Source organism: Pseudomonas sp. B21-017 (assembly GCF_024749245.1).
In the GTDB taxonomy this organism is placed as follows: Bacteria; Pseudomonadota; Gammaproteobacteria; order Pseudomonadales; family Pseudomonadaceae; genus Aquipseudomonas.
Genome location: NZ_CP087194.1, coordinates 3,216,364 through 3,242,233 on the forward strand (window position 1 = coordinate 3,216,364; position 25,870 = coordinate 3,242,233).

Here is a 25,870-nt window from a genome sequence, read left to right on the forward strand (position 1 = left end):
CAAAGATTCGCTTGAAAGTGATTGCCTGCCCTTTGAATAAAGCGGTGTTTCGTTGTTTGTTCAAACGAGCGTGTCTTTCAAGATATGTCACTGTTTTACAAGGTAAAAACTCCTACAAACCAGAAGGAAATTGCGTCAGCTCAACGGACCACCAACGCGGCAGCAATTGCTTGACCTTACTCTCCCCAAACCGGTCGTCGATCAGCATCACCACCCCTTGATCCTCCCGTGTACGGATCACCCTTCCTGCCGCCTGCACCACTTTCTGCAGACCTGGAAACAGGTAGGTGTAGTCATAACCGGCACCGAAAATCGCCGCCATGCGCTGTTTCAGCTGTTCGTTGACCGGATTGAGTTGCGCCAGCCCCAGGGTGGCGATGAAGGCGCCAATCAAGCGGGCGCCGGGCAAATCGATGCCTTCACCGAACGCGCCACCCAGCACCGCAAAGCCGATGCCCTGCCCGTCGGCGGTGAACTGGTCGAGAAAGTCCTGACGCTGCGCTTCCCCCATGCCCCGGGATTGCGACCACAGCGTGATCTGCGGATACCGCTCGGCCAGCAACTGCGCCACTTGTTGCAAATAATCGAAGCTGCTGAAAAACGCCAGGTAGTTGCCGGGCCGTTGGCTGAACTGTTTGGCGATCAGCTCGACGATGGGCGCAAGGGACGCCTGACGGTGAACGAACCGCGTGGAAATCTGGCTGACGATGTGCACTTGCAGCTGATCGGCGTGAAATGGCGATTCCACATCGATCCATACCGTATTCGCCGGAGTGCCCAGCAAGTCGGCGTAGTAATGCCGAGGGCTCAGGGTCGCGGAAAACAGCACCGTGCTGCGCGCTGCGGTCAGGCGCGGGCGGAGGAAACCGGCGGGTACCACATTGCGCAGGCACAGCTGCGACAGATTGCGCTTGCGCTCGAGGTCACGCTTGCTGATGTCGAACAGGAAATGCTCGTCGAACAGTTCAGCCACGCGGCCGAATTGCAGCATGTCGAAGTAAAAATTCTGCAACCCGCTGTCCAGGCCCTGAGGATGATCATTCAGGTAGTCGCCGATGCTTGCGCAGCACAAGGACAAGGCCTGAAGCAGTTTTTCCGGGGCTTTGTCGTAGGCCTGATAGGGGCCGAGTTGCTGATCGTGCAAGGCATTCCATTCACGATTGACTCGCTGCAAGGATCTCTTCAACGACTCGGGCGCGGTTTTTCGTACGCCGTTCAAAGTCGCCTGGTCGAGGCTGGCGCTGTACATTTGCCGGCCGCGCTCCACCAGGTTGTGGGCTTCGTCCACCAGCACCGCGACGTTCCAGTTATTGGCCTGGGCCAACCCGAACAGCAACGCGCTGAAGTCGAAATAGTAGTTGTAGTCAGCGACCACCACGTCCGCCCAGCGGGCCATTTCCTGGCTCAAGTAATAAGGACAAACCTCGTGCTGCAGGGCAACCTCGCGCAAGGCACTTTGGTTCAACAGACTCAATTGACTGGCGGCCTGACGCGCGTCCGGCAGACGATCATAAAAACCCTGGGCCAACGGGCAGGATTCGCCATGACAGGCCTTGTCCGGGTGCTCGCAAGCCTTGTCCCGCGCGATCATCTCGAGGACTCGCAACGGCTGTGCATCGGCACTGTCGAGGATGACCTGAGCAGCGTCCAGCGCCAATTTGCGCCCCGGGGTTTTCGCCGTGAGGAAAAACACCTTTTCCAGTTGCTGCGGCGCCAGGGCCTTGAGCATCGGGAACAGCGTGCCAATGGTCTTGCCGATACCGGTCGGCGCCTGGGCCATCAGACAGCGGCCGGTGCTGACTGCCTTGAACACCGATTCGGCCAGATGCCGCTGGCCAGGGCGAAAATCGGCATGGGGAAAGCTCAGCTGTCGAGCCGCCAGATTGCGCCCTTCGCGATGGGCCATTTCCTGCTCGGCCCAGTGCAGGAACAACCCGCAGTGGTGCTCGAAGAACAGCTGCAAGTCGGCGGCGCTGAAGTTCTCGACCAGACAGGTTTCCTTCTCGCTGACGATGTCGAAGTACACCAGCGCCAGGTCGATCTGCGCCAAATCCAGTTTCTGGCACATCAACCAGCCATAGACTTTCGCCTGCGCCCAGTGCAACTGCCGGTGGTTGGCCGGTTGCTTGCTCAGGTCGCCCCGGTAGGTTTTGACTTCTTCGAGGCAGTTTTGCCCCGGATCGTAGCCATCCGCCCGGCCTTTCACGCTCAAGGTTCGATACTGGCCCTCAAGTGCGACCTCGTTCTGGTAACCCTCGCTGCGTCGTGACGCCACGGTGCGATGGCCGACAATGCCTTCCAGCGCGGTTGGCGACGGGGTGAAACGCAGGTCGAGGTCGCCGACCTTGGCGGTGAATTCACACAACGCCCGCACCGCAATGCTGTAGCTCAAGCGCCCTGCTCCACCCATTGCACATAGCAAACGGCGATGGGCATCTGGTGCTCGTGACAGAACTCCAGCCAGCGCAATTGGTTGTCTTGCAGGCGATCGCCGGGGCCTTTGACTTCGATCATTCGGTAGGTTTTGTGTTGCGGCCAGAACTGGATCAAGTCCGGCATGCCGGCGCGGTTGGCCTTGATGTCGAGCAGCAGTCGATTGAACCAGTGCTTGAGGTGTTCGGCGGGCAGACAGTCGAGCGCCTGCTCCAGCAGTTCCTCGCTCAGCGCGCCCCAGAATACGAACGGCGACTGCACGCCCCACTTGGCGGTGTAACGCTCGCGGATGGTCTGGGCGTAACGCCCGTCATCGAGTTCGGCGAGGCAGGCCTGGAACAGATCCGCGCGCCGGGCATGAAAGTCTTCGTTGTGCAGGTCCGCCGGGCCGCGCTGGAATGGGTGAAAAAACGCCCCCGGCAACGGGGCGAAGATCGCCGGCCAGCACAGCAACCCGAACAGCGAGTTGATCAGGCTGTTCTCGACGTAATGCACCGGTGCCGACTCGTCCGCCAGATGCGCCTGAACGTAATACTCCACCGACAATGCCGGGTCGTGCCTGGGCAATTGCAGGTCCAGGCGCTGCATGGCCCGCGGGGCTGGCCGCTTGATCGGCGGCCCGCCCAGTTTGCGCCGCAGCCTGGGCAGCACACGCAATAAATGCTGATGTTCGGTGGCGCTTTCCGGGGTTTGCTCGGCGTGGCTCGCCAAATCCATGGCCAGTTGAAACTCACCACAGCGCTCCAGCACGCGAATCAGCCGCAGGCGTGCGCCGGGGTAGGCGCAATCGCGGTAGAGGCCCAGGGCGGTGGAAAAATCCGCCATGCGTTCGCAGTGCTGAGCGATCTGGAACAGCAGCTTGGCCCGACGTCTTTGCAGCCAGGGATTGGCGAGTTCCAGCCCGTTGATTTGCTCGACAACCACCGCCACCTCTTCACCCGCCTCGAAACGCTGCTGACAGCTGTGCAGGAACAGGCAGGCGTCGACGTCTTCGCGGCTGCGCAAGCCTCGGGACTCGGCGCAAAACTCGACTTTTTCGTAGGTGTAGATGCCCAGGTCAGCCAGAACGAATTCCGACCAATCCTGGTAAAGATTGCCGAAGAACATCAGGCGCAACCGATCGCACAGGCCCATGACGGTCAGGCTGAACAACCGGTCATCCAGTGCCGGGCACCACTGGGCAAAACTTTGCTCTTCAGGAAACTGCTCGCTCAGGGCCGGCAGCCAATCGCTCTTTTTGCCTTTCGGTTGATCGATGGCATCGCCAAAACACTGGAGAATCTCGGCCTTGAGCAGCACCTCGAACACCTCCTCGACAGGCAGCGGCAACTGCTCGTCGATCCAGCCCAGGGCCAGGAGCGGCGCGGCGGCGCTGGCGATGTCGCCGATTTCGACGTAACTCAGTTTGCCGGCCCTGAAATGCACGCCCTTGCGCATCACCAATCTGACCAGCAAAGCCTGGGACTCGCGGGGCAGTCGATTGAAGTCGCGGATGAAGTCCTGCTCTTCGATGCTGAGTACATCGGCATAACGATGCTCAAGCCAATCAAGCACTTGCATGAAGTTGTTCAAGTAATAGAACGGATCATCGAGCGGATTTACAATCACGGGCAATCGGGCCATGGCAAGCGAATACTGGTTATGCGTACAGATACCAGCTATGCCCCACCCGGTGCAAACGGAAAAGGATAAGTGGCGACGCTATCGGGCAATTTTCGGGTGACCATCGAACTTTCTGCAATTCCATCGCACAAACCGCGTTAGAAGCACAGTGAGGATTGATCTCGAATGAGGCGTTCGCATTGTTTTTATTGAGTGATGGAGGTGTGTATGAATATCAAGACTCTGGGTTTGCCCCTGGCGGCAGCGGCCTTTCTGGCCCTGACCGGTTGCTCGACGCCAACAGTCGTGACCCTGCAGAACGGCACCCAGTATTTGACCAAGGACATGCCGAACACCAAGGGCAAGGATGGCTTCTTCGAGTTCGAAGATATCTCCGGGGCGAAAGTGCAAGTCCGCGCCGATGACGTGGCCACGATTCGTAAGGAAGACTGATCCCCTGCGTTCGGCCGTAGCAGCTGTCGAGCCTGCGAGGCTGCGATCGGCGACGAAGTCGTCGTAAATCCTGTCCACGGTTTAGCTGAAACACCGCAGTGCCTGATTTCACGACTGCTGCGCAGCCGAACGCAGTCTCGCAGGCTCGACAGCTGCTACACAAGGAGTGCGTCGCAGGCTTTAAAGCGCTTGCGCGATCGCCTTGCCGACCTCCTGAGTCGAGCCCTGCCCGCCCAGGTCCGGGGTGATTGGCCCTTCTGCAATCACCCGTTCGATCGCCTGCAGAATCCCGTCGTGTGCGGCGCGATAGCGCTCATCGCCATTGCCCAGAAAATCCAGCATCAACGCACCGGACCAGATCATCGCGATCGGGTTGGCGATGTTGCGCCCGTAGATGTCCGGGGCCGAGCCGTGCACCGGTTCGAACAGCGATGGAAAACGCCGCTCGGGATCGAGGTTGGCCGACGGCGCAATGCCGATGGTGCCTGCGCAGGCAGGTCCCAGGTCGGACAGAATGTCGCCGAACAGGTTCGACGCCACCACTACATCGAACCGGTCCGGTTGCAGTACAAAACGCGCGCACAGGATGTCGATGTGCTGTTTGTCCCAAGTGATGTCCGGGTACTGCGCGGCCATCAATGCCGTGCGTTCGTCCCAGTACGGCATGCTGATGGAAATCCCGTTGGACTTGGTCGCCGCCGTCAGGCGTTTGCGCGGTCGGGTCTGGGCCAGGTCGAAGGCGAACTTGAGAATCCGGTCCACGCCGCGCCGGGTGAATACCGACTCTTGCAGCACGAATTCATGCTCGGTGCCTTCGAACATCTTGCCACCGACCGAGGAATACTCGCCTTCGGTGTTCTCGCGAATCACCACGAAATCGATGTCCCCCGGTTTGCGCCCGGCCAGCGGACACGGCACGCCGGGAAACAGACGTACCGGGCGAATATTCACGTATTGGTCGAAGTCGCGACGAAACTTCAGCAGTGAGCCCCACAAAGAAATGTGGTCCGGCACCTTGTCCGGCCAGCCGACGGCGCCAAAGTAGATCGCATCGAACCCCTTGAGCTGGTCGAACCAATCGTCGGGCATCATTTGCCCGTGTTCCAGGTAGTAATCGCAGTGAGCCCAGTCGAGCACTTCGATGCTCAGCTCCAACTGCCACTTCTTCGCGGCTTGCTCCAGTACCCGCAACCCTTCCGGCAGGACTTCCTTGCCGATGCCATCGCCGGCAATCGCGGCGATTCTGAATGTCTTGCTCATCAATCGTGCCCCCGTGTCCGTTAATTACAGCCCGCCGATGTGGAAAGCTTTGACTTCAAGGTATTCATCCAGACCGTACTTGCTGCCTTCACGGCCCAGCCCAGACTGCTTGATGCCGCCGAACGGCGCGACTTCCATGGAAATGAGCCCGGTGTTGAGGCCGACCATGCCGAACTCCAGCGCCTCGCCGAACCGCCAGGAACGGCGCAAATCCTGAGTGAAATAGTAGGCGCCCAGGCCGTAAGGCGTGGCATTGGCCAAGGCCAGCGCTTCGGCCTCAGAGGTAAACCGCATCAACGGCGCCACCGGGCCGAAGGTTTCTTCGTTGGCCAGCAGCATGCCGGCGTGGGTGTCGCCAAGGACGGTCGGCTGAACGAACTGGTTGTCGCCTTCAGGAATGCCGCCGCAGAGCAAACGCGCGCCCTGGCTCAGGGCATCGTCGATGTGCCGGGCGACCTTGCTCACCGCCGCCGGGTTGATCAGCGGGCCGATGGTCACGTCGGCGTCCAGGCCATTGCCGACCTTGAGTTTGCCCACCTCCTCCACCAGTCGCTGGGCGAAACGTTCGTAGATGCCATCCTGCACCAGAATGCGGTTGGCGCAGACGCAGGTCTGCCCGGCGTTGCGAAATTTGCTGAGCATGATCCCGGTTACCGCCTGCTCCAGGTCGGCGTCGTCGAACACAATGAACGGCGCGTTGCCGCCCAGTTCCAGGCTCAAGCGCTTGATGTGCTCAGCGCTCTGACGCATCAGCAGCCGACCGACCGCAGTGGAGCCGGTGAAGGAGATCTTGCGCACCGTCGGATTGCCGGTCAGTTCTTCGCCGATGCCGGCGGGCATGCCGGTCAGCACGTTGAACACCCCGGCCGGAATGCCGACGCGTTCGGCGAGTACTGCCAGGGCCAGGGCCGACAGCGGGGTCAAGTCCGAGGGTTTGACGATGATCGGGCACCCGGCGGCCAGGGCCGGCGCGCACTTGCGGGTGATCATCGCGTTGGGGAAATTCCACGGGGTGATCGCGGCGCACACGCCGACCGGTTGCTTGAGGGTCAGCAGGCGGCGGTCGCCGCTGGGGGCCGGTATGGTTTCGCCGTAGACCCGGCGGGCCTCTTCGGCGAACCATTTGACGAACCCGGCACCGTAGCGGATTTCACCCTTGGCTTCGTTCAGAGGTTTGCCCTGCTCGCAGGTCATGATCAAGGCGAGGTCGTCGAGGTTATCGATCATCGCCTGATACCAGCGCTCCAGCAGCGCCGCCCGTTCTGCTGCCGGGCGTGTGCGCCACGCCGGCCAGGCCCGTTCGGCGGCCTCGATGGCGCGCCGGGTTTCCGTGCCCTGCATGGCCGGCACCCGGGCGAGTAACTGGCCGGTGGCCGGGTCGATGACGTCCAGGGTCGCGGCGTTATCGGCGCCGATCCACTGCCCGTCCACATAAGCGAGTTCTGCCAGAAGGCTGGGGTCTTTCAAACGATTCTTGAGCATGGTCGAGTCCTGATCCGAGACATTTCCAGTCTAGGGAGGTGCCACGGATAAGGATGCTGAAAGCGTTTGATGGGCAGTGTTGGATGCTGAAATTCGCGGTGGGACGGCAGGCTCTACCGAGGGCCTAATGATCGTTCCCACGCACTGCGTGGAAATGCCTCAATGGACGCTCTGCGTCCGCTTCGAAAGGGACGCGGAGCGTCCCGGGCTGCATTCCCACGCAGAGCGTGGGAACGATCTTTCACACCTTCAGAGAACCGAGCAGGCCATCCAAAAACCGCTCCCCAGCCTCTATCTGGCTGATCTCGATGAACTCGTCCGGCTTGTGCGCCTGTTCGATCGAGCCCGGGCCGCAGACCACCACCGGTACGTCCAGACGCTGCTTGAACAACCCGCCCTCGGTGCCGAACGAGACTTTGGCGGTGCCGGTGTCCGGCGCGGCGAAGTTTTTCAGGAAGCGCACCGCTTCAACGCTCGGGTGGGTATCGAGGCCCGGATAGACGTTGAGGGTTTCGATCTCGATGTCTGCCACGCTGGACAGCTTTTTCGCCTCGCGCACGATCACTTCGGCACGCTCGCGCATCTGCTCCAAGAACTGATCCAGATCGTCCGCCGGCAAGTTACGTACCTCGAAATCCAGGGTGCACAGGTTCGGCACGATGTTCAGCGCCTTGCCGCCGACAATCTGCCCGACGTGCACGGTGCTGTAAGGCACGTCGTAATCGGCATCCTGCGCGCCCTGCTCTTGCAGTTGCTGCTGGCTCTGACGCAGAGCCGCGATGAAATCGCAGGCCACGTGAATCGCATTGACCGAACGCGGCGCCAACGAGGAATGCGCTTCCAGGCCACGGCAATAAGTGCGGTAAGACCCCTTGCCCTTGTGCCCCAGCACGAACTGCATGTTGGTCGGCTCACCGATCAGGCACAAAAACGGCCGTACCGGCGCCAGGTGCAGCACGTCGAGTAAACGTCGTACACCGACGCAGCCGGTTTCTTCGTCATGGGACAAGGCGATTTGCAGCGGTCGGCTCAACGAATGGTCGGCGGCATCGAGCATGGCGTCGATGGCCAACGCGATAAACCCCTTCATGTCGCAACTACCGCGCCCGTAGATCCGCCCGTCCTGCACCGTCGCCTGAAACGCCGGCAAGGTCCAGGCCTGGCCGGCCGCCGGCACTACGTCGGTGTGGCCGGACAACAGAATGCCTGGTAACTCTTTAGGGCCGGTGCTGGCGAACAGGTTGGCCTTTTTACCCGTTTCGTCCTTGACGATCAGTGACTCGATGCCCTTGGTCAGCAGCAAGTCGCGTACGTACTCGATCAGGGCCATGTTCGACTCCGAAGACACGGTGTCGAAGGCCATCAGGCGTTTGAGAATATCCAGTACACGGGGTTTCATGAGGCCCTGCTCCTTTGCTCGGTTGTCCGTTGCTCGGCTGAAGGGGTGAACCGGCGGATCGAGAACGGCTCAATCGAAGTGCTGGTGCTGCCGGTGCTGATCAGTTCGGCCATCACGTCGCCGACGCCTGGGCCGAGCTGGAAGCCATGACCGCAGAAGCCGAACGCGTAATACAAACCGTCAACGTTGCCGCTGGGGCCCATCACCGGCAGGGAATCGGGCAAGTAGCCTTCAATGCCGCTCCACACGCGGATGATGTTCAGGTTGCCGACGCCTGGCAGCAGGCGACGCATCTGGTCCATCTGATTGAGAATGCTGCGCGGCTCGACATAGGCGCGGCGGTTGAGCATGTCCGGTTTGCTGCGGTAGCCGCCACCGATGATGATGTTGCCGCGCGGGATCTGGCGGAAGTAGATCACTTCTTCGGGGATCTTGGTGTACACGCCGATCACCGTTGGCAAGGCGTACGGCACCGGTTCGGTCACGGCCATTTGTGGGCCGTTGGTATCCAGCGGCACCGGTTCGCCGAACTGCGCCGAGAGTTTCTGGCCCCAGGCGCCGGCGGTGATCAGCAAGCGCTCGGCGCCGAACTGGCGACCGTCGGTGGTAGTCACCGTGAACTCGCCGGCAATTTTCTGCACTTCAGCGACTTCAGTCTGTTCCTCGATCCGCGCCCCGAGGCGGCGGGCAGCCCGGGCAAACGCCGGTGCGGCCAGACGCGGGTTGGCGTGGCCATCGTGGGGCGCGTAAGAACCGCCCTTCACGTCCGGCCCGAGAAACGGAAAGCGCTGGTGCAGCTCGGCGCCACGATAGATTTTCAAATCCAGCTGCGCCGCCTCGGGTGCTGCCGCATAGGCTTCCAGTTCAGGGATTTCATCCTCGCGGTAACACACGCGCATGTGCCCGCTGGCGATGAATTCGAGGTCGTCGTCGATCAGCTCAGGCAAGCGTTTCCACAGCGCCCAGGAACGGTTGGCCAATTCCAGTTGACCAAGGAAGCGTCCCTGACGCCGGACGTTGCCGAAGTTCACGCCGCTGGCGTACTGACCAATCTGGTCGCGCTCCAGCAGAATCACCGACTGCCCGCGCTGGCGCAGGAAAAACGCCGCCGCCGAGCCCATCAGGCCGCCGCCAACAATCACTACATCAGCTTTGTGTAGCGTCATGGCGACACCTCCTCGGTGAGCATCGAAAGGGGTTTGACCGGTGCCTGTCCACGCTGCCGACCGACCTGTTGCACACTGACGCCTGCCGCCGCCGCGATCACTTCGGCCCCGGCCTGGGAGCAATAACGCCCCTGGCAGCGGCCCATGCCGACCCGGCTGAAGGCCTTGGCCCGATTGACTTCACAGGCCCCCTTCTCACTCACGGTACGGCGCAACTCGCCGGCGCTGATCATCTCGCAGCGACAGACGATGGCTGAATCCGGCAAGGCTTTGGCTTGCGCCGTCGGCCAGGGAAACGCCTGGGCCAGGCCGAGGCGAAACTCATCCATCACCGCCAGCGCGTGCCGTTGTTCGTCACGCAAGCCGGCGTTCACCGGTTGCTGCAGATCCTCCAGCAACGCCATCGCCGCCAGACGCCCGGCGTGCTCGGCGGCATCGGCGCCGCGAATCTTCGAACCGTCCCCGGCGGCATACACACCGTTGACCGAGGTGCGGCCCTCTTCATCGACGGCCAGCCACCACTGGCTGGACGCCTCATCGAAGCGCATGCGACAACCGGCCAGATCGGCCAGTTGGGTTTCCGGGCGCAAGTGATAACCCAACGCCACAGCATCACAATCCACCGTTAACGTCTCACCGCGCGCGGTACGCACCCGCACACCGCTGACGCCACTGGCCGCGTCGCCTTGCACCTGAAGCGGCGAAATCCCCAGATGCACCGGGATTTTCGCCCGGTACAACTGCGCCAGTAACTTCATCCCGGTGAACAGCAATCCCGGACGCGCCATCAGCTTCGGCACTGCCGCGATGCGCTTGCTGAGGGGTGAAGTGTCGAGCACCGCCGCCACATTGGCGCCTGCTTTGACGTATTGGCTGGCGACCAGATACAGCAACGGCCCGCTGCCCATGAACACCACGCGGTGGCCGATGGAAACCGCCTGGGACTTGAGCGCGATTTGCGCCCCGCCAAGGCTGTAGGTGCCTGCCAACTGCCAGCCTTCGATCGGCATCAAGCGGTCGGTGGCACCGGTGCAGAGGATCAGCGCATCGTAATCCACCGTCGAGTGCTTGCCCTGGCTGACGCAGCACAATTGCCCCGGCGTCAGGTTCCACACCAGCGTGTCGGGGCGGTAGTCGATTTGCCCGCGCAATCGGTCGAAACTCTGGTGCAGATTCTTGGCCTTGGCCGCTTCGGTGCCATACAAGGTGGCGTAGTCCCGGGTAAAACCTTCGGGCTGGCGCCGGTAGATCTGCCCGCCATCCCGGCGATTCTCATCGATCAGGATCGGTTTCAAGCCAGCCGCCAGCAGCGTTTCGGCACAGCGAATGCCGGCCGGCCCGGCGCCGACAATAACCACTCGTTGAGCGCTCAGCCGTGCAGTGGCCATATTGCCTCCGGTTGTGTGGTGACGATGTCCAGCCCTTCGCGGACTTCATTGGAACAGGCGCGCAGGCGCTCGCCGCTGCGGGTCCAGACCCAGCAATCCTGGCAAGCGCCCATCAGGCAGAAACCGGCGCGGCGGCCCGAGTCGAATTCCGATTGGCGCAGCGCCGAGCCCTGGGTCAGCAACGCGACCATTAATGTGTCGCCCTGCAATGCCTCAATGGGCGAACCGTCCACCGTCAGCTTGACGGTCGGCCGGCCCTGCTCGGCCAGCCTCACAAAACGCCCTTTCATGCATAAGCTCCCAGGCTCATGGTGGATAAACCCTGCTGTGTTTTCAGCAACTCGGCACTGTCGTGATGACAAAGAATTTCGCTACCGCCGTCGATGATCCGCCGGTTCGGCGCGGTGCGATTGCACAGACCGTCGACCCGCACCGGGCAGCGACTGAGAAAGGTGCACAGCTCTGGCACATTGGCCTTGGCGCCAATCGGCGGCAGCGTGCCGCAGGTGGTGCCGCAGTTTTCCAGCCAGCCCTGACGCAGTTCCGGCACCGAATGGATCAACAGGTCGGTGTAGGGATGGAACGGTGCCTGGGCAAACGACTGCCGGCTGCCGGCCTGAACCTTGTGGCCGCTGTACATCACCACAATGTCGTCGCACAGCGCGCGTACCGTGGAAATGTCATGGCTGATGAACAGATACGACACACCCAGTTGCTGACGCAGGTCGCGCAGCAGTTCGAGAATCGCCGCGCCGACCACGGTGTCCAGCGCCGAGGTCACCTCGTCGCAGAGGATCAGGTCCGGTTTGGCCGCCAGGGCACGGGCCAGGTTGACCCGCTGTTTTTGCCCGCCGGAGAGTTCATTCGGACGGCGTTCGGCCATGGCGCGCGGCAAGCGCACCAGGTCCAGCAGTTCGCCGATACGCTCGCGCAGCGCGGCGCCCTTGAGGCCAAAGTACATTTTCAGCGGACGGCTCAGAATAGTGCTGACGCTGTGCATCGGGTTGAGCGCGGTGTCGGCATTCTGGAACACCATCTGAATCCGGCGGAACTGCTCATCGGTGCGCTCGGACAGGCTGCCGCCCAGTGGCTGGCCATCGAAGGTCAGGCCGCCCAAGGCCGGCGTCAGCAACCCGGCCACCACCCGCGCCAGGGTCGACTTGCCGGAGCCCGACTCGCCGATCACGCCAATGGCCTGGCCCCGGCGCACGGTCAGGTCGATATCTTCCAGCACGCGAATCGACGGCATGCCTTGCAGGTTCTTGTTGCCGTAACCGGCGGTCAGCCCCTGAATTGTCAGCAATGGTGTTTCTTCGGCGATACCACAAGGTGGGCGGATCGTCGTGTCCGGGCGGGCCGCCAGCAGCAGGCTGCGGGTGTATTCGTGGGCCGGGGCCTTGAGCAGCGGCGCGGTGGCGCTCTGCTCGAAAATCTGTCCGCCGTTGAGTACCACAATCTGATCGGCCATTTGCGCGACGACCGCCAAATCATGGGACACATAGACCGCCGTCGCCCCACGTTCGCGGACCACCCGCTTGAAGGCGCGCAGCACGTCGATCTGCGTCGTCACGTCGAGGGCGGTGGTCGGCTCGTCGAGCACCACCAGCAGCGGATCGCTGATCAGCGCCATGGCCGCCATCACCCGTTGCAACTGCCCGCCGGATACTTGGTGCGGGTAACGCTGGCCAATGTGATCGGGGTCCGGCAAGGCCAGATCGCGGAACAGTTCGATGGCTTTGGCTTCCAGCACGGCCCGGCTACCCAGGCCGTGAATCAATGCGCCCTCCACCACTTGATCGATCAGTTTTTTCGCCGGGTTGAACGCAGCGGCGGCGCTCTGGGCAATGTACGACACCCGATTGCCGCGCAGGCCTTGCAGCTCGCCTTCGCTCAACGCCAGCATGTCGTGCTCGCCGACTTGCACCACGCCGGACGCCAATCGACAACCGCGTCGGGCATAGCCGAGCAACGCCAGCGCTATGGTGGTCTTGCCGGAGCCGGACTCACCGATCAACGCCAGCACTTCACCTTTGGCCAGGGAGAAGCTCACGCCTTTGACGATCTCCACCTCGCCACGCTCGCCGCAAGCGACCACGCGCAGGTCTTCGACTCGAATCAAATCACTCATTTCAATGACCTCCCGTACGTCGACTACGCCGTGACGACAGTCGGTCGATGAACAGATTCACGCCGATGGTCAGGGTGCCAATGGCCAGCGCCGGAATCACGATGGCCGGCGCGCCCTGATTGAGGCCGCCGATGTTCTCGCGCACCAGCGAACCGAGGTCGGCATCTGGCGGTTGCACGCCGAGGCCAAGGAAGCTCATGCCACTGAGCAGCAGCACGATGAAGCCGAAGCGCAGCCCCAGATCGGTCAGCACCGGGTTGAGCATGTTCGGCAGGATTTCCACGCAGGCGATGTACAACCGGCGCTCGCCACGGGTGCGGGCCACTTGCACGTATTCCAGCGCTTCGATGTTCACCGCCATGCTGCGGGCGATGCGGAACGCGCCTGGGGTGAAACTCAAGACTGCGGTGCAGATCAGCAACAGCACCGATGAACCGAACGCCGAGACCATGATCAACGCCAGCATCTTGCTCGGGATGGATATAAAGGCATCCATCAAACGGCTGATCACTTCGTCCAGCCATTTCGGCGACACCACCGACAGCAGCGCACATCCGGTCCCCAGCGTGCTGGCCAACACCGCTGAAATCAGCGCCAGGCCCACGGTGAACCGCGCGCCGACGAGAATGCGGCTGAGCATGTCGCGGCCCAGGTAATCGGTGCCCAACGGGTAAGCCGCGCTGAGGCTGTCGAACACGTTATCGGAGACCACTTCACCCACCGGGTGCGGCGCCAGCCACGGACCGAAGATAGCCACCAGCAGCCAGATCACACACATCGCCGCCCCGACCAGTCCAAGCCACGACGGCCCATGGGCGACCTTGCCCAATGCCAGCTCCGGTCCGGCAGGTGCCGATTTCGCCATGAGATCGTTCATTGGTTTCTCAGCCTCGGATTGGAAAGAATCGCGCACAGGTCGGCAACCAGCACCAACCCCAGGTACGCCGTACAAAACAACATGGTGCAGGCCTGAACCAGCGCCATGTCGCGGTTGGTCACGGCATCGACCATCAGGCTGGCGATGCCGGGGTAGTTGAAGATCGTCTCGACGATCACCACCCCGCCCAGCAGGTACGACAGGCTCAGGGCGATGGCATTGGCAATCGGCCCGATGGCGTTGGGCAAGGCATGGCGCAAGACAATCCGCACCGGACTCACGCCTTTGAGCCGGGCCATTTCCACATAGGCGCTGTCGAGTTGATCGATCACTGCCGCCCGGGTCATGCGCGCCATTTGCGCGACAATCACGCAGCACAGAGTCATCACCGGCAAGGCGTAGGTGCGCATGAATTGCCAAGGTGAGGTGATGTCGCTGGCATAGGACAGCGCCGACAGCCAGCCCAGGTTCACCGCAAAGATCAGCACTGCCAGGGTCGCCACCAGAAACTCCGGCACGGCGACCAGGGCCAGGGTGATGAAGCTGAGGACACTGTCCATGCGCCCGCCCCGGCCCATGGCCGAGCCGATGCCGATGATCAGCGCCACCGGCACCGACACCAGCGCCGTGACGGCCGCCAGCATCAGTGTGTTGGGCACCCGCCCGGCCATCAGCTCGCTGACCGGCAAGGCATTGGACACCGATTGCCCCATGTCGCCGCTCAGCAGGTTCATCAACCAATGCAGGTAACGCACCACACCGGGTTGATCCAGCCCCAGTTTCAGGCGCAAGGCCGCCACCTGTTCCGGCGTGGCGAATTGCCCGAGTGCCTGTTGCGCCGCGTCCCCCGGCAATACCGCCGTGATCGCAAACACGACCATGGACACGATCAACAAAGTCACGATCGCCGCGCCCAGGCGCCGGCCGATCAACCACAGTGTGTTGCTATTCATCGCCCTACCCTCATGCAATAGCCCCGCTGACGCCCGTGTGCGGCCGATCAGGCATCGAGCCAGACCTGTTCGGCGAACATGTAGCCCATGAAACCGCCGAGGGGGTTGCTGCCGTAGCCCTTGATGCGCTGGTCGACACCGTCGATGTTGCTAATGAACACCGGCACGCCGATGCCACAGTGTTCATGCACCAGGGCTTGCATATCGGCGTACATCTTGCTGCGCTTGGCGTCGTCGGTTTCACCGCGGGCGAGCATCAGCAGTTGGTCGAACTGATCGTTCTTCCAGCCCGACTCGTTCCATGGCGCACTGGACTGGAAGAACTGCGAGAACATCACGTCGGCGTTCGGCCGAGGGTTGATGTTGCCGAAGCTCAGCGGGTGCTTCATCCAGTGGTTGGACCAGTAGCCGTCGCTGGGCAGGCGGTTGACGTCGAGCTTGAGCCCGGCCTGTTTCGCCGATTGCTGCAACAGCACGGCGATGTCCACCGAACCGGTCGCGGCAGGCGATGCCACCAGCGGCATGCTGATGCTTTCCATACCGGCCTTCTTCAGCAGGAATTTGGCTTTTTCCGGGTCGTAGGCCCGCTGCGGCAGGTCGGCGTTGTAGTAGCGCGAGCCAGGGGAAATCGGATGGTCGTTACCGACGACGGCAAAGCCACGGAACACCGCGGACTTCACTTGCTCACGGTCCAGCAAATACTTCATCGCCTGAGTGAATTCGGCGCTTTTACCCGGCATCTGGTCCTGACGGATGATCAGGTCGGTGTAGTTGCCCGACGGCGCATCGACGACCCGGTGTTTGGCGCTGGCCTTGATCCGTGTGGTCGAGCGTGGGTTGACCTCGTTGATCATGTGCACGTCGCCCGACAGCAGCGCGTTGACCCGTGACGGTTCGTCGGCAATCGCGATGAATTCGATCTCGTCCAGGTACGGCAGGCCCGGTTTCCAGTAGCCGGTGTTGCGCGCGGCAATCGAGCGCACGCCCGGTTTGAATTCCTTGACCGTGAACGGCCCGGTGCCGATGCCCTGGTTGAAGTCGGTGGTGCCTTCGGGAACGATCAACAAGTGCGACACGGCGAGGATCGACGGCAGCTCGGCGTTCGGCGCGCTCAGGCGGATCTGCACTTCGTGGGTGCCGGTGGCCTTGATCTCTTCGAACTGCGCCATCAGCGGCATGACCTTGGAACCGGTCAGCGGGTCTTTGTGGCGCGACAGCGAGAACACCACGTCGGCGGCGCTCAGGGTCTTGCCGTTGTGGAAGGTCACGTCCTTGCGCAGGGTGATGATCCACAGCGTCGCATCGGTGTTGTCGATGCGCTCGGCCAGTTCCAGTTGCGGCACCAGGTGGCTGTCGAAACGGGTCAGGCCGTTGTAGAACATGAAGTGACGCACGTAGTCGGTAGACAACGCGCCCTTGGCCGGGTCCAGGGTGTCGGCGGTGGAACTGGACATGCCGGCGACGCGAATCCGCCCGCCCGGCTTGCCTTTGCCCGGGGTTGCCGCTTCTTCGGCGAACAGTTTGCCGGCAGCGCCGAACAGGCTACCGGCGCCCGCTGCGGCAACACCCGCCACGCCGAGCATCTGCAAGGCGTGGCGGCGCGACATGCCACGATTGAGGCCTTCGAATACCCGCAGGCTGTCCTGGCCGGAAATCAGTTTCGAGTCGATCTTGTTGTCAGTCATATCAGTTGTACCTGTCGAAAATCAGAAGATTCGAGTGCTCCGGTTGACCGGAACGTCCTGGAAACGCAAACGACGGTGACGCCACAACATCAACTCAATGCAAGTAGTCCTGGAGGCGGTAGTAAGCACCTACGAACGGCAAGAACCACGGCTTGCCGAAATGCCCGGGAATCGCCGGCCAGTCGAGTTCGCGCCAGGGATTGGCCTCGACTTTGCCGGCCATCACCTCGGCCATCACCTGGCCCATGTGCACCGACATCTGCACCCCATGGCCGCTGTAGCCCATGGAGTGATAAACCCCGCCATGCTGGCCGGCGCGAGGCAAACGGTCGGAGGTCATGTCCACCAGCCCGCCCCAGCAATAGTCGATTTTCACCTTGGCCAACTGCGGGAACATCTGCACCATCGCCGCTTGCAGCACCTTGCCGCTCTTGGCGTCGGACACGCTGTCGGACATCGCGAACCGCGCACGTCCGCCGAACAGCAAGCGGTTGTCCGGGGTCAGGCGAAAGTAGTTACCGATCATGCGACTGGTGACATAGGCACGCCGACCGGGCAGCAGTTGATCGATCAGCCACTGCGGCAACACCTCAGTAGCGATCACGAAACTGCCGACCGGCACGATCCGCCGCCGATACCAGCCCAGGCCACCGTGCTGACAAGCGCCGGTCGCCAGCAATACTTGCCCGGCGTGCAAAGAACCCTTCGCGGTGTTGACCCGATAACCGCCGGCCTGGGCCTTCCAGTCCGTCACCGGTGTACCTTGATAGATCAGCGCGCCATGACGAGCAGCGGCCTCGGCCAGACCGACGCCGAAGCGCCCGACGTGCATCTGCACGCCGTTGCGCTGCAGCAAGCCGCCATGGAACTGGGCCGAATTCACTTCGGCGCGGGTCTGTTCGGCGTTCAGCAACTCGACCTCGGCATCGACCTCCTTGCGAATCAATTCGCAGGTGCGCGCCAGGCCTTCGTAGTGCAGCGGTTTGGCCGCCAGTTTGAGCTTGCCGTTGCGCTTGAGGTCGCAAGCGATCTGCTCCTGCTCCACCAGGGACACAACGCTCTGCACCGCGCTTTCATAGGCCTGGTAATAGGCCCGCGCCTTGTCGGCACCGAGGCTGGCACTCAGCCCGGCATAGTCCTGGGCAACGCCGGTGTTGCATTGGCCGCCGTTGCGCCCGGAGGCTTCGCCGATCACTCTCCCGGCTTCCAGCACCACCACACTGGCGCCCTTCAAGGCCAGCGCGCGAGCCGCCGCCAGGCCGGTGAAACCGCCACCGACGATGGCCACGTCGACCTGCCCGGGCAATGCGCCGAGCTGAGCACCGGTAAACGCCGGTGCGGTGTCGAGCCAGTAGGATTCACTGCCCATGTCTAACCCCTTATTCCGTGAAGAGCGCCGTTACCGTTCAACTCAGAGACCGACCAGCGCCGCCAGTCCACCGATGTCGGTGATCTGCTGGTAGCCGTAGAACGCATTGCCCGGAACCTCGTGACCGCGGGCGACGAAGGCCTTGTTCTTGATCTTCATGTCGTGGGCCGGCATCAGGTCGTAACGGAAACTGGAAGACACATGCAAGATGTCTTCCGGGCCGCAGTTGAGGTTGTCGAGCATGTACTCGAACGCGGCCAGGCGCGGCTTGTAGGCCTGGGCCTGTTCGGCGGTGAAGACTTTGTGAAACGGTGCGCCGAGCTTGTCGACGTTGGACATGATCTGGCTGTTGCTGGCGTTGGAGAAAATCACCAGGGGGATCTTGTCGGCGATTTTCGACAGACCGGCCGGCACGTCCGGGTGCGGGCCCCAGGTCGGCACGGCGTCGTAATACAGCTGGCCTTCGCCACGGTATTCGACACCCCAACGCTTGCAGACCCGCGCCAGGGAGGTCTTGAGGATTTCGTCATACGGCATCCAGTCACCCATGACCTGGTCCAGGCGATAGGCCGAGAAGTCCTTGACGAACTGATCCATCTGCTCGGGCGCCACGCGGTCGGCGAACAGTTCGCGAGTCATCGTGCCCATGTGGAAATTGGTCAGCGTACCGTAGCAGTCGAACGTAATGAATTTGGGGCGTAGAAAGCTCATTGAGTGCGGTCCTGAAGTTCGTTGAGGTCATGGCGCGACAGGTATTCGCTGCGTTTCGGGAGCGGCGATGCAACGCTGCAGCACACCGTCATTACAACACCGTGAAATCAGCAGATGGCGTTAAAAGCGACCTCTGCTTGATACAAACCACCGTTTTAGCCTGCCCCCTCAGCAGACTTTGCGGCTCGCTCCAGCCTTGGGCAACCCCCGTATTTATGCGCTCTTATGGACCTTCATGGCTATGCGAGGCTGACGAACGCCCCCATTCACGGCAGAACCTGCGCCGGGCTGAACGAAAACGGGCGCCTCCCTGAGGAAGCGCCCGTTTGGGTGCGGTTTGAAACCCGTCGACGATCTGCGGTTAACGGATCACCTGTGGCGAGGGAGCTTGCTCCCGTTCGGCTGCGAAGCAGTCGTAAAGTCGGCTGATGCGTTCTACCTGAAGGATTGCGGTCGTTGGATTTTTGGGGGGGCTTCGCCCCCCAGCGGGAGCAAGCTCCCTCGCCACAGGTGTTAGGGGGCGGACATTAGCCAGCGATATCGATCAGCACACTTTTGAAGCGCAGATTGGCTTCGAAGGCTTCGCGACCCAGGTCCTTGCCGATGCCGGAGCGTTTGTAGCCACCGGTCGGCAGGATGTAGTCGTTGCTGCGTCCATAGCGGTTGACCCACACCGTGCCCGCCTCCAGCCGCCGGACCAGTCGCAGGGCGCGGTTGATGTCGGCGGTGTGCACGCCCGCCGCCAGGCCGTAGGTGGCGTGCGCGGCCAGGCTCAGTGCCTGCTGTTCGTCATCGAACGCCTGCACCGTCAGCACCGGGCCGAAGATTTCTTCACAGATCGCCGGGTTCTGATTGTCCAGGCCAGCCAGCAAGGTCGGCTGGTAATAGGCACCGCCCAGCCCTTCAAACAAACCACCGCCAGTCAGCACTTCGGCCCCGGCCTGGCGCGAACGCTGGACGATGCCGTCGATACGGCTGGCCTGCAACCGGGAAATAATCGGCGACAGCGTGCTCTCGGAGGACCAGGTCGGCCCCGGGCGCAATTCCTCGAAATACGCCTGCAAGTGCGCAACGAACGGCTCCATGATCGAGCGCTCGATCAACAACCGCGAACCAGACACGCACACCTGCCCGGCATTGCCGGTGATGGCCAGCGCCACGGTGCGTGCGGTTTTCGCGATGTCCGGCACGTCAGCGAACACCAGTTGCGGGCTCTTGCCGCCCAGCTCCAGCGTTACCGGTTTCGGCCCCACCAATGCACAAGTGGACATGATGCTCGAGCCGGTCGCCGTGGAGCCGGTAAAGGTTACCTTGCCCACCCGTGGATGACGGCACAAGGCGTCGCCAGTGACGCGGCCATCGCCCTGAACCACGTTGAAAATCCCGGCAGGAATGCCCGCCTGCACCGCCAGTTCGGCAAAGCGCAGGCTGGAAAACGGCGTCAGCTCCGATGGTTTGAGCACCACGGCATTGCCGGCAGCGAGCGCCGGCGCGACTTTCCATGAAGCCATGCTCAAGGGGAAATTCCACGGCGCGATGGCGGCGATCACGCCGTACGGTTCAGCGATCTGCATGCCCAGGCGATCGGTCTGGGTCGCCGCGACTTGGCCGCCGTGCTTGTCCGCCAGTTCGGCAAAGAAACGAATGCCCTCGGCGACATAAGGAATGTCCCAGGCGATCACATCTTTATGCGGACGGGTCGAGCCCACCGCTTCCAGCGGCGCCAGCACGGCGACATCGGCTTCGATCAGATCGGCCCAGCGACGCATGACCCGTGCCCGCTCCCGGGGCGGACGGCTGGCCCAATCGCTGCGGTTAAACGCCTGCCAGGCATCGTTGACCGCCTCATCCACCAGGTCGGCATCGGCGATCGGCAACTGGGCATAGGCCTGACCGTCTGAAGGGCGAACCACCTCCAGCCCCGGTTGGGCGTCGCGGTATTTGCCAGCAATAAAGTGAGCGCTGCGCACAGCGATAAGGCGAGGATCGAAGCTATCCATGGAGCACTCCAGAAAGGGACGGCGAGGCGTTTACTCAGGCCTCCATCGTAGAAAAAAAGCCCAAGCATTTGCTGCCGACCTTATGGGGCAATTAAGTAGTAAGTGTGGTCTGCAGGCCTTTGATGTGAGGAATCTGCCGAATCCTTCCGCCCCCCTTGTCAGGCCTTCACACAGATGGGATACAGGCATCCTCGCGCCGGAAAACCGGTTGATCGCGCACACTGTAAAACGGAGATTCATCATGTCCGCCTCGCACCCTTCCGCTTATGTCTATCGGCCGATGACCGCTGCTGATTTGCCTTCGGCCCATGCCTTGTCTGTTGAGTTGAAGTGGCCTCATCGCCTGGAAGACTGGGCGATGTTGCAGCGGGTCAGCGAAGGTTTCGTGGTGCTCGATGGCCCGCGTTTAATCGGTACCGCATTCGCCTGCCGGCAAGGCGACTTCGCCACCATCGGCCTGGTGATTGTCAGTGACGACTATCAGGGCAAGGGCATCGGCCGTCGATTGATGGAGCACGCACTGGAGGCCTGCCAGTCGCGCACGCCGATGCTCAATGCGACCCTCGCCGGTGCGCCGCTTTATGCCAGCCAGGGGTTTGTCGAGTACGGACGAATTCAGCAGCATCAAGGCCTGGCCCAGGTGCCCGCGCTTGAACCACTGGCGGACGGTGAGGAATGCCGCCCGTTACAGGCGACGGATCGGGCTCCTCAACTGGCACTGGCCAACGCCGGCAGTGGTCTGGACCGGCAAGCGGTGCTCACGGAGCTGTTTACGGTGGCCGAGCATTCGGTAGGCATCGAGCGCGACGGTCAGTTGCGTGCCTTCGCCCTGCTGCGCCCGTTTGGTCGTGGTCGTTGCCTCGGCCCGGTCATCGCCGAAAATCTTGAACAGGCCAAACACCTGATCGCCGTGTTGCTGGCCCAGGTGCCAGACGCTTTCGTGCGAATCGACATTCCAGCGGACAGTGGTTTGAGCGAGTGGCTGGAGCTGGCCGGTCTCAAACAGGTCGACACCGTAGCGCAAATGGCACGGGGTACACCGCCGCAAGCGGCCAACGGCGTACGCCAATTTGCCCTCGTCACCCAAGCCATCGGCTGATCCCGGCGCGCAATGAAGCGAGCGCCGTCCATCACTTTCTACCCCCCATTTGCAGGGAGCGTCACCCGCATGTCTCAACCCACCATTGTGCTGTTGGCCCGCGCCGACGGCAGCCGCGTTTCTACGTCTTTCAAGGCAGCGCCCTTGAGTTCCATCGATCCGTTCATGGACGGTCGTCAGATCGCCTACATTGGGTCCGACGGCGTCTCGGCGGGCCTTGTTCACACCAGCAAAACCGTCGATATCGAGCACTTCCCGCACACCGAAGTGATCGTGGTCCATGCCGGGCACGTCGTGCTGCAATCCGGGGAACAGGTGCTGGAACTGGGCATCGGTGCCAGCGCGGTGATCGGTAGCGGCACAGCGCTCAGGTTTGAGGCACAACCCGATACGTGCTGGGCCTTCTGCGCCGTCACCAGCCCCAGCGCCGAAAAGAAACCGGGGCTGACAGCGCTCGACCCGCTGGCGATGCTGTCCCCTTCGGCGGCACCGGAACCGCAGATACTGATCGGGCCTACGCCGCAGTGTCGCTCGCGCAATGCCTTCGAAGATGACGCCACTGATCTGCGTGTAGGCGTGTGGGATTCGACGCCTTACACCCGCCATGGCCGAGCGCACAAACTCAACGAGCTGATGCACCTGCTCGAAGGCAGCGTGACTTTGCAGGCGCCGGATGGAACCAGCGTAACGGTCAACCCCGGTGACACCGTGTTCGTGCCGCAAGGCGCACCGTGCGCCTGGAGCAGTACGCGGTATGTGCGCAAGGTTTACGCAGTTAAATAACCTAACCTTTTAAATGTTGACTAAGCTGCGAATACGTCAGAAGACGTTAAGGTGGCAGAGAACTCACATTCATAGTCTCGGCAACCTTATTTAAACAAATAAGGAGCCGAACCATGAGTGAAGAGAATAATGCGATTCCGGCGAAAATATTAGATTTGCACACCCATCTGTTCAATGCGCGCTATATGCCTTTGGGGCGGGTCATTGCCGACAAGATGGGAAAAAATAAAAGCAAATTAGCGGACGTAACTGCTGAACTGTTATGGCGTTTGACGGGGTCAGAAAGCAGCCTTCTTGCCAAAGATGTCGACATCAACCCATTGACTATTAAAAGTAATGAACCGTTTGTCGATTTGATTTGGGCCGTGGCGGATTTTGAACTGACTGCGATTCCTATAGAGTCCATCGAACCGCAGCACACCAAAAATTTCTCACTAGAGGATGGGCGCTCAAAAGTAATTCTTGATTCAGACCTGGCCAAAATCATCGACCAGTTAAATGATATCGTCTATGAAGATGAAGGCCTCGGCACAGACGCGCTGATACTCATCCATGACAATTCATTAGCGCCGATAAACCTTTCCCCCAGTACCATGGGCATCAAATTCTACACATGGGAAAAGGCAGTTAAAAAAGCGCTTCGTGCAGTTTCAAGGCTCTGTAAAAATGTTGAGGACGGAGGCGACTTTATCGAATTTTTATGGACCATGCTTCACGCTGAAGAGGTTTTGGTTGAAAAACTGAACGACAGCTATGGAATATACAAAGATAAAATGCTTTTCGTACACTTCATGATGGACATGGAAAAAGCTTACAAACAACCCGCCGACGTCTACTATCCGTTCTTCCCTAAGCAGCTTAATAACATGGAGGAGCTACAGCTAAAATACCCAAAAAAAATCATTGGGTTCTCGGCATTCGATCCTCGTCGAGATAACTGGAAGGAAATTGCAGACGCCTCCATAAAATCATTCTCAGGATATAAATTCTACCCGGCCATGGGTTACTTACCTTTTGAAGATAGTGATTTAACTGTACGCGACCGAATCGATCAATTTTTTGCATATTGCGTAGAACGCGACAGGCCAATATTCGTCCACTGCACCCCCATCGGTTTTGAAACCAAGGAGCATTATGGTCTGAATACCCACCCGAAACATTGGGCCAATGTACTTTTAAAATTCCCTGGTCTGCGCCTGTGCTTTGGGCATGCGGGGGGAGGTCAAGCCGAAAGAGATGACGGAGCAGGGAAAAAGAAATACTACGGATGGACCGCCAAAACAGCCGAGCAATGGGATGACCCAGATAATTTTGCAAGGATCATTGCAAAACTGTGCACCCAATACAAAAACGTTTACTGCGAAGTTGCTTACATTACGGAATTACTTCTGGGGAAGACTGGGTTAATTGTTTTATAGCTAACCTGGAAACAGCAAGAAAGAATAACGGGCAATATGACCTGATGAAGAAAATAGCCTATGGCTCAGACTGGGACATGCCGTCCATGGTGGATCACACGTTACCGTACCTTGAAGTCTTCCTGAGCATTTTCAACAAGCCTGAGTACGCGCCCTACAGGGAGCGATTCTTTTCAGAAACGGGTTATGAATTCCTCGGCCGAACATAATTGCGTACGAAGCCCCCCGTACCTCGGCCAACCTCATGTCCGGAGCAATCACTCCGGACATCTGACCAGCACCTGAAACACACCAGCAATCAGATCAATTGCCTTTAATTACACCGTCGAAACAAAGGTTTTCTGACATTAAGCAGATACTTTTGCCCATCGTTCAGGCGCAAGGGAATGACGATCCTGGTGCGGTGGGCAAACTCGCTGGCGATTGCGTTCAGCCATGCAGCGGCGCTCACCGGGTAAAACGGGATAGACGCCAGACACGCCTTTTGTCCCTGGTTGAGCCTGTCGGCCTCGTCAACGGCATCCAGCACGGTAATGGCGCTTCGCGTAAAGCGAACACAGCGCTGGGTGTACTTGCGCCGTTCAGGTGCTTTGACCAGTCTAAGGTTAGCCGGGCAAAGCAATTCGACCGAGCCAAATGAGTACAGGGAGATAGCATCAATGATGAACTTTTTCTCTTGATCCTCCACCGTATTCCAACGTGTCTTGTCAAATTTTCCGATCGGGTACTTGTCACTTGAAATAAGATAGTGCCGTTGTTCCAGATCGCTCAGACCGATGGTATGAGCGCCGCCCACAGAAACGAAGCCAAACATTGCCGGCGCGGTAATCGTCAAGACACCGATAAAACCGAATACACTGGCCAGCACTAACCTAAAGCGAATCAGTCTGCTTTCAGCCATGCTCATGTGAAAAACGACTGCTGGAAACAATGACCCCAGCATCGTTATAAAACTGAATATAAGCGCTTGGGATAGTCCGAGAATTGTATCGGGGCCGACGAACGACTTGGCGACCACCGATGCCGGGAAAATACCCAGAAAAGCAATCAACTCCAACGCCGCGACCAGTAATGCACACGCCAGGATTTTCCTTGACGTACCAGCCTCTAGAGGTAAACAACCTAGCTTGCCGGCGTTAACCTTAAAAAATTTCCAGGCGGTGCCGACCAGTGGGATTAATGAAAGAAATGCCCATCCTAAATGGGCAGTCGAATAGTCAAGTAGCGTACCCGCCAGCACGACCAATATAAGGACCGCCATGGCGGCTGCCGTCATTCCAAACAACCAGCGAACGACCGTTTTTGCCTGCTCAATCTCTGGCTTTAGGAAGGAGATTGTCGACGAAAAAACATAAGAAGTCACCAGCATGCTGCCGACTAGACCGACAAACAAAAGAAAACACGCAACAAACAGAATGGCCAAAGAGGGACCGAACTCCAGCGATCGCAAGAAAACATCCGGGCGGCCTATGTACAACGAATATGAACTTAAGCTTGCAACTCCGGCAAAAGATGCCAAGAAGGCACACAGTGCAGTGATCCAGCCATAATGCTCTTTAGCAAAGTCTAGCGCCCAGTAGATATCCTTGGCCTTATCCTTAGGTCGTTTAAAATCCGTTCGCACTACAAACCTCTGCTAGCTTATTCCAAAGACCAATCATACA

20 protein-coding genes are annotated in these 25,870 nt (G+C 60.4%); 4 read left to right on the forward strand and 16 right to left on the reverse strand.

What is annotated here, in order from left to right:
* Positions 1–112: 112 nt before the first annotated feature.
* Entirely contained in the window at positions 113–2,392 is a 2,280-nt protein-coding gene (locus LOY28_RS14505) for an ATP-dependent DNA helicase (RefSeq protein ID WP_258614374.1), read from the reverse strand.
* On the reverse strand, positions 2,389–4,056 hold the full coding sequence (locus LOY28_RS14510) for a VRR-NUC domain-containing protein (RefSeq protein ID WP_258614375.1): 1,668 nt from the start codon (positions 4,054–4,056) through the stop codon (positions 2,389–2,391). The genes LOY28_RS14505 and LOY28_RS14510 overlap by 4 nt, the downstream gene beginning before the upstream one ends.
* A 207-nt stretch (positions 4,057–4,263) precedes the next feature.
* Here LOY28_RS14510 and LOY28_RS14515 point away from each other — a divergent pair, with 207 nt between their 5' ends.
* Complete coding sequence (locus LOY28_RS14515) at positions 4,264–4,488, forward strand: YgdI/YgdR family lipoprotein (RefSeq protein WP_258614376.1); 225 nt, start codon at positions 4,264–4,266, stop codon at positions 4,486–4,488.
* 180 nt (positions 4,489–4,668) lie between these two features.
* Here LOY28_RS14515 and LOY28_RS14520 read toward each other — a convergent pair whose 3' ends face one another.
* The 13 genes from LOY28_RS14520 to LOY28_RS14580 form a co-directional block, all read right to left on the reverse strand.
* Positions 4,669–5,748 carry a tartrate dehydrogenase gene (locus tag LOY28_RS14520; protein ID WP_138867568.1) on the reverse strand — a complete coding sequence of 360 codons (1,080 nt, stop codon included), beginning with the start codon at positions 5,746–5,748 and terminating at the stop codon, positions 4,669–4,671.
* 24 nt (positions 5,749–5,772) lie between these two features.
* On the reverse strand, positions 5,773–7,230 hold the full coding sequence (locus tag LOY28_RS14525) for an NAD-dependent succinate-semialdehyde dehydrogenase (RefSeq protein ID WP_192350539.1): 1,458 nt from the start codon (positions 7,228–7,230) through the stop codon (positions 5,773–5,775).
* A gap of 241 nt (positions 7,231–7,471) precedes the next feature.
* Complete coding sequence (gene argE, locus LOY28_RS14530; RefSeq protein ID WP_258614377.1) at positions 7,472–8,629, reverse strand: acetylornithine deacetylase; 1,158 nt, start codon at positions 8,627–8,629, stop codon at positions 7,472–7,474.
* Positions 8,626–9,795 carry an FAD-binding oxidoreductase gene (locus LOY28_RS14535; protein WP_018925979.1) on the reverse strand — a complete coding sequence of 390 codons (1,170 nt, stop codon included), beginning with the start codon at positions 9,793–9,795 and terminating at the stop codon, positions 8,626–8,628. The genes argE and LOY28_RS14535 overlap by 4 nt, the downstream gene beginning before the upstream one ends.
* Entirely contained in the window at positions 9,792–11,183 is a 1,392-nt protein-coding gene (locus LOY28_RS14540; protein WP_258614378.1) for an NAD(P)/FAD-dependent oxidoreductase, read from the reverse strand. The genes LOY28_RS14535 and LOY28_RS14540 overlap by 4 nt, the downstream gene beginning before the upstream one ends.
* Positions 11,165–11,473, reverse strand: a complete 309-nt coding sequence (locus LOY28_RS14545) for a (2Fe-2S)-binding protein (RefSeq protein WP_018925981.1) — start codon at positions 11,471–11,473, stop codon at positions 11,165–11,167. The genes LOY28_RS14540 and LOY28_RS14545 overlap by 19 nt, the downstream gene beginning before the upstream one ends.
* Positions 11,470–13,311 (reverse strand): ABC transporter ATP-binding protein, encoded by a 1,842-nt coding sequence (locus LOY28_RS14550; RefSeq protein ID WP_258614379.1) that lies wholly within the window; start codon positions 13,309–13,311, stop codon positions 11,470–11,472. The genes LOY28_RS14545 and LOY28_RS14550 overlap by 4 nt, the downstream gene beginning before the upstream one ends.
* A 1-nt stretch (position 13,312) precedes the next feature.
* On the reverse strand, positions 13,313–14,188 hold the full coding sequence (locus LOY28_RS14555) for an ABC transporter permease (protein WP_018925983.1): 876 nt from the start codon (positions 14,186–14,188) through the stop codon (positions 13,313–13,315).
* Positions 14,185–15,141 carry an ABC transporter permease gene (locus LOY28_RS14560; protein WP_064617984.1) on the reverse strand — a complete coding sequence of 319 codons (957 nt, stop codon included), beginning with the start codon at positions 15,139–15,141 and terminating at the stop codon, positions 14,185–14,187. Before LOY28_RS14560 ends, LOY28_RS14555 begins: the two co-directional genes overlap by 4 nt.
* A gap of 47 nt (positions 15,142–15,188) precedes the next feature.
* On the reverse strand, positions 15,189–16,826 hold the full coding sequence (locus LOY28_RS14565; RefSeq protein ID WP_064617986.1) for an ABC transporter substrate-binding protein: 1,638 nt from the start codon (positions 16,824–16,826) through the stop codon (positions 15,189–15,191).
* 94 nt (positions 16,827–16,920) lie between these two features.
* Positions 16,921–18,195, reverse strand: a complete 1,275-nt coding sequence (locus tag LOY28_RS14570) for an FAD-binding oxidoreductase (protein ID WP_258614381.1) — start codon at positions 18,193–18,195, stop codon at positions 16,921–16,923.
* A 42-nt stretch (positions 18,196–18,237) separates the two neighbouring features.
* On the reverse strand, positions 18,238–18,906 hold the full coding sequence (locus LOY28_RS14575; RefSeq protein WP_018925987.1) for a haloacid dehalogenase type II: 669 nt from the start codon (positions 18,904–18,906) through the stop codon (positions 18,238–18,240).
* Between the two features lie 527 nt (positions 18,907–19,433).
* Positions 19,434–20,906 (reverse strand): aldehyde dehydrogenase, encoded by a 1,473-nt coding sequence (locus LOY28_RS14580; protein ID WP_258614382.1) that lies wholly within the window; start codon positions 20,904–20,906, stop codon positions 19,434–19,436.
* Between the two features lie 241 nt (positions 20,907–21,147).
* Between LOY28_RS14580 and LOY28_RS14585 the strand changes: the two genes are divergently transcribed.
* The 3 genes from LOY28_RS14585 (at position 21,148) to LOY28_RS14595 (ending at position 24,206) form a co-directional block, all read left to right on the forward strand.
* Positions 21,148–22,005: a GNAT family N-acetyltransferase gene (locus LOY28_RS14585; RefSeq protein ID WP_258614383.1), complete on the forward strand. Its 858-nt coding sequence runs from the start codon at positions 21,148–21,150 to the stop codon at positions 22,003–22,005.
* 69 nt (positions 22,006–22,074) lie between these two features.
* Positions 22,075–22,788 (forward strand): cupin domain-containing protein, encoded by a 714-nt coding sequence (locus LOY28_RS14590; RefSeq protein WP_258614384.1) that lies wholly within the window; start codon positions 22,075–22,077, stop codon positions 22,786–22,788.
* A gap of 113 nt (positions 22,789–22,901) precedes the next feature.
* Positions 22,902–24,206, forward strand: coding sequence for an amidohydrolase family protein (locus LOY28_RS14595; protein ID WP_258614385.1), 1,305 nt, complete (start codon positions 22,902–22,904; stop codon positions 24,204–24,206).
* 313 nt (positions 24,207–24,519) lie between these two features.
* Here the strand turns inward: LOY28_RS14595 and LOY28_RS14600 are convergent, their stop codons facing one another.
* Positions 24,520–25,830, reverse strand: coding sequence for a hypothetical protein (locus LOY28_RS14600; RefSeq protein WP_258614386.1), 1,311 nt, complete (start codon positions 25,828–25,830; stop codon positions 24,520–24,522).
* Positions 25,831–25,870 lie beyond the last annotated feature (40 nt).

Excerpts from the sequence above, each read along its gene's own strand:
- LOY28_RS14510 (WP_258614375.1), bottom strand. The coding sequence starts at position 4,056 with ATGGCCCGATTGCCCGTGATTGTAAATCCGCTCGATGATCCGTTCTAT.
- LOY28_RS14515 (WP_258614376.1), top strand. The coding sequence starts at position 4,264 with ATGAATATCAAGACTCTGGGTTTGCCCCTGGCGGCAGCGGCCTTTCTG.
- LOY28_RS14520 (WP_138867568.1), bottom strand. The coding sequence starts at position 5,748 with ATGAGCAAGACATTCAGAATCGCCGCGATTGCCGGCGATGGCATCGGC.
- LOY28_RS14525 (WP_192350539.1), bottom strand. The coding sequence starts at position 7,230 with ATGCTCAAGAATCGTTTGAAAGACCCCAGCCTTCTGGCAGAACTCGCT.
- argE (WP_258614377.1), bottom strand. The coding sequence starts at position 8,629 with ATGAAACCCCGTGTACTGGATATTCTCAAACGCCTGATGGCCTTCGAC.
- LOY28_RS14535 (WP_018925979.1), bottom strand. The coding sequence starts at position 9,795 with ATGACGCTACACAAAGCTGATGTAGTGATTGTTGGCGGCGGCCTGATG.
- LOY28_RS14540 (WP_258614378.1), bottom strand. The coding sequence starts at position 11,183 with ATGGCCACTGCACGGCTGAGCGCTCAACGAGTGGTTATTGTCGGCGCC.
- LOY28_RS14545 (WP_018925981.1), bottom strand. The coding sequence starts at position 11,473 with ATGAAAGGGCGTTTTGTGAGGCTGGCCGAGCAGGGCCGGCCGACCGTC.
- LOY28_RS14550 (WP_258614379.1), bottom strand. The coding sequence starts at position 13,311 with ATGAGTGATTTGATTCGAGTCGAAGACCTGCGCGTGGTCGCTTGCGGC.
- LOY28_RS14555 (WP_018925983.1), bottom strand. The coding sequence starts at position 14,188 with ATGAACGATCTCATGGCGAAATCGGCACCTGCCGGACCGGAGCTGGCA.
- LOY28_RS14560 (WP_064617984.1), bottom strand. The coding sequence starts at position 15,141 with ATGAATAGCAACACACTGTGGTTGATCGGCCGGCGCCTGGGCGCGGCG.
- LOY28_RS14565 (WP_064617986.1), bottom strand. The coding sequence starts at position 16,826 with ATGACTGACAACAAGATCGACTCGAAACTGATTTCCGGCCAGGACAGC.
- LOY28_RS14570 (WP_258614381.1), bottom strand. The coding sequence starts at position 18,195 with ATGGGCAGTGAATCCTACTGGCTCGACACCGCACCGGCGTTTACCGGT.
- LOY28_RS14575 (WP_018925987.1), bottom strand. The coding sequence starts at position 18,906 with ATGAGCTTTCTACGCCCCAAATTCATTACGTTCGACTGCTACGGTACG.
- LOY28_RS14580 (WP_258614382.1), bottom strand. The coding sequence starts at position 20,906 with ATGGATAGCTTCGATCCTCGCCTTATCGCTGTGCGCAGCGCTCACTTT.
- LOY28_RS14585 (WP_258614383.1), top strand. The coding sequence starts at position 21,148 with ATGTCCGCCTCGCACCCTTCCGCTTATGTCTATCGGCCGATGACCGCT.
- LOY28_RS14590 (WP_258614384.1), top strand. The coding sequence starts at position 22,075 with ATGTCTCAACCCACCATTGTGCTGTTGGCCCGCGCCGACGGCAGCCGC.
- LOY28_RS14595 (WP_258614385.1), top strand. The coding sequence starts at position 22,902 with ATGAGTGAAGAGAATAATGCGATTCCGGCGAAAATATTAGATTTGCAC.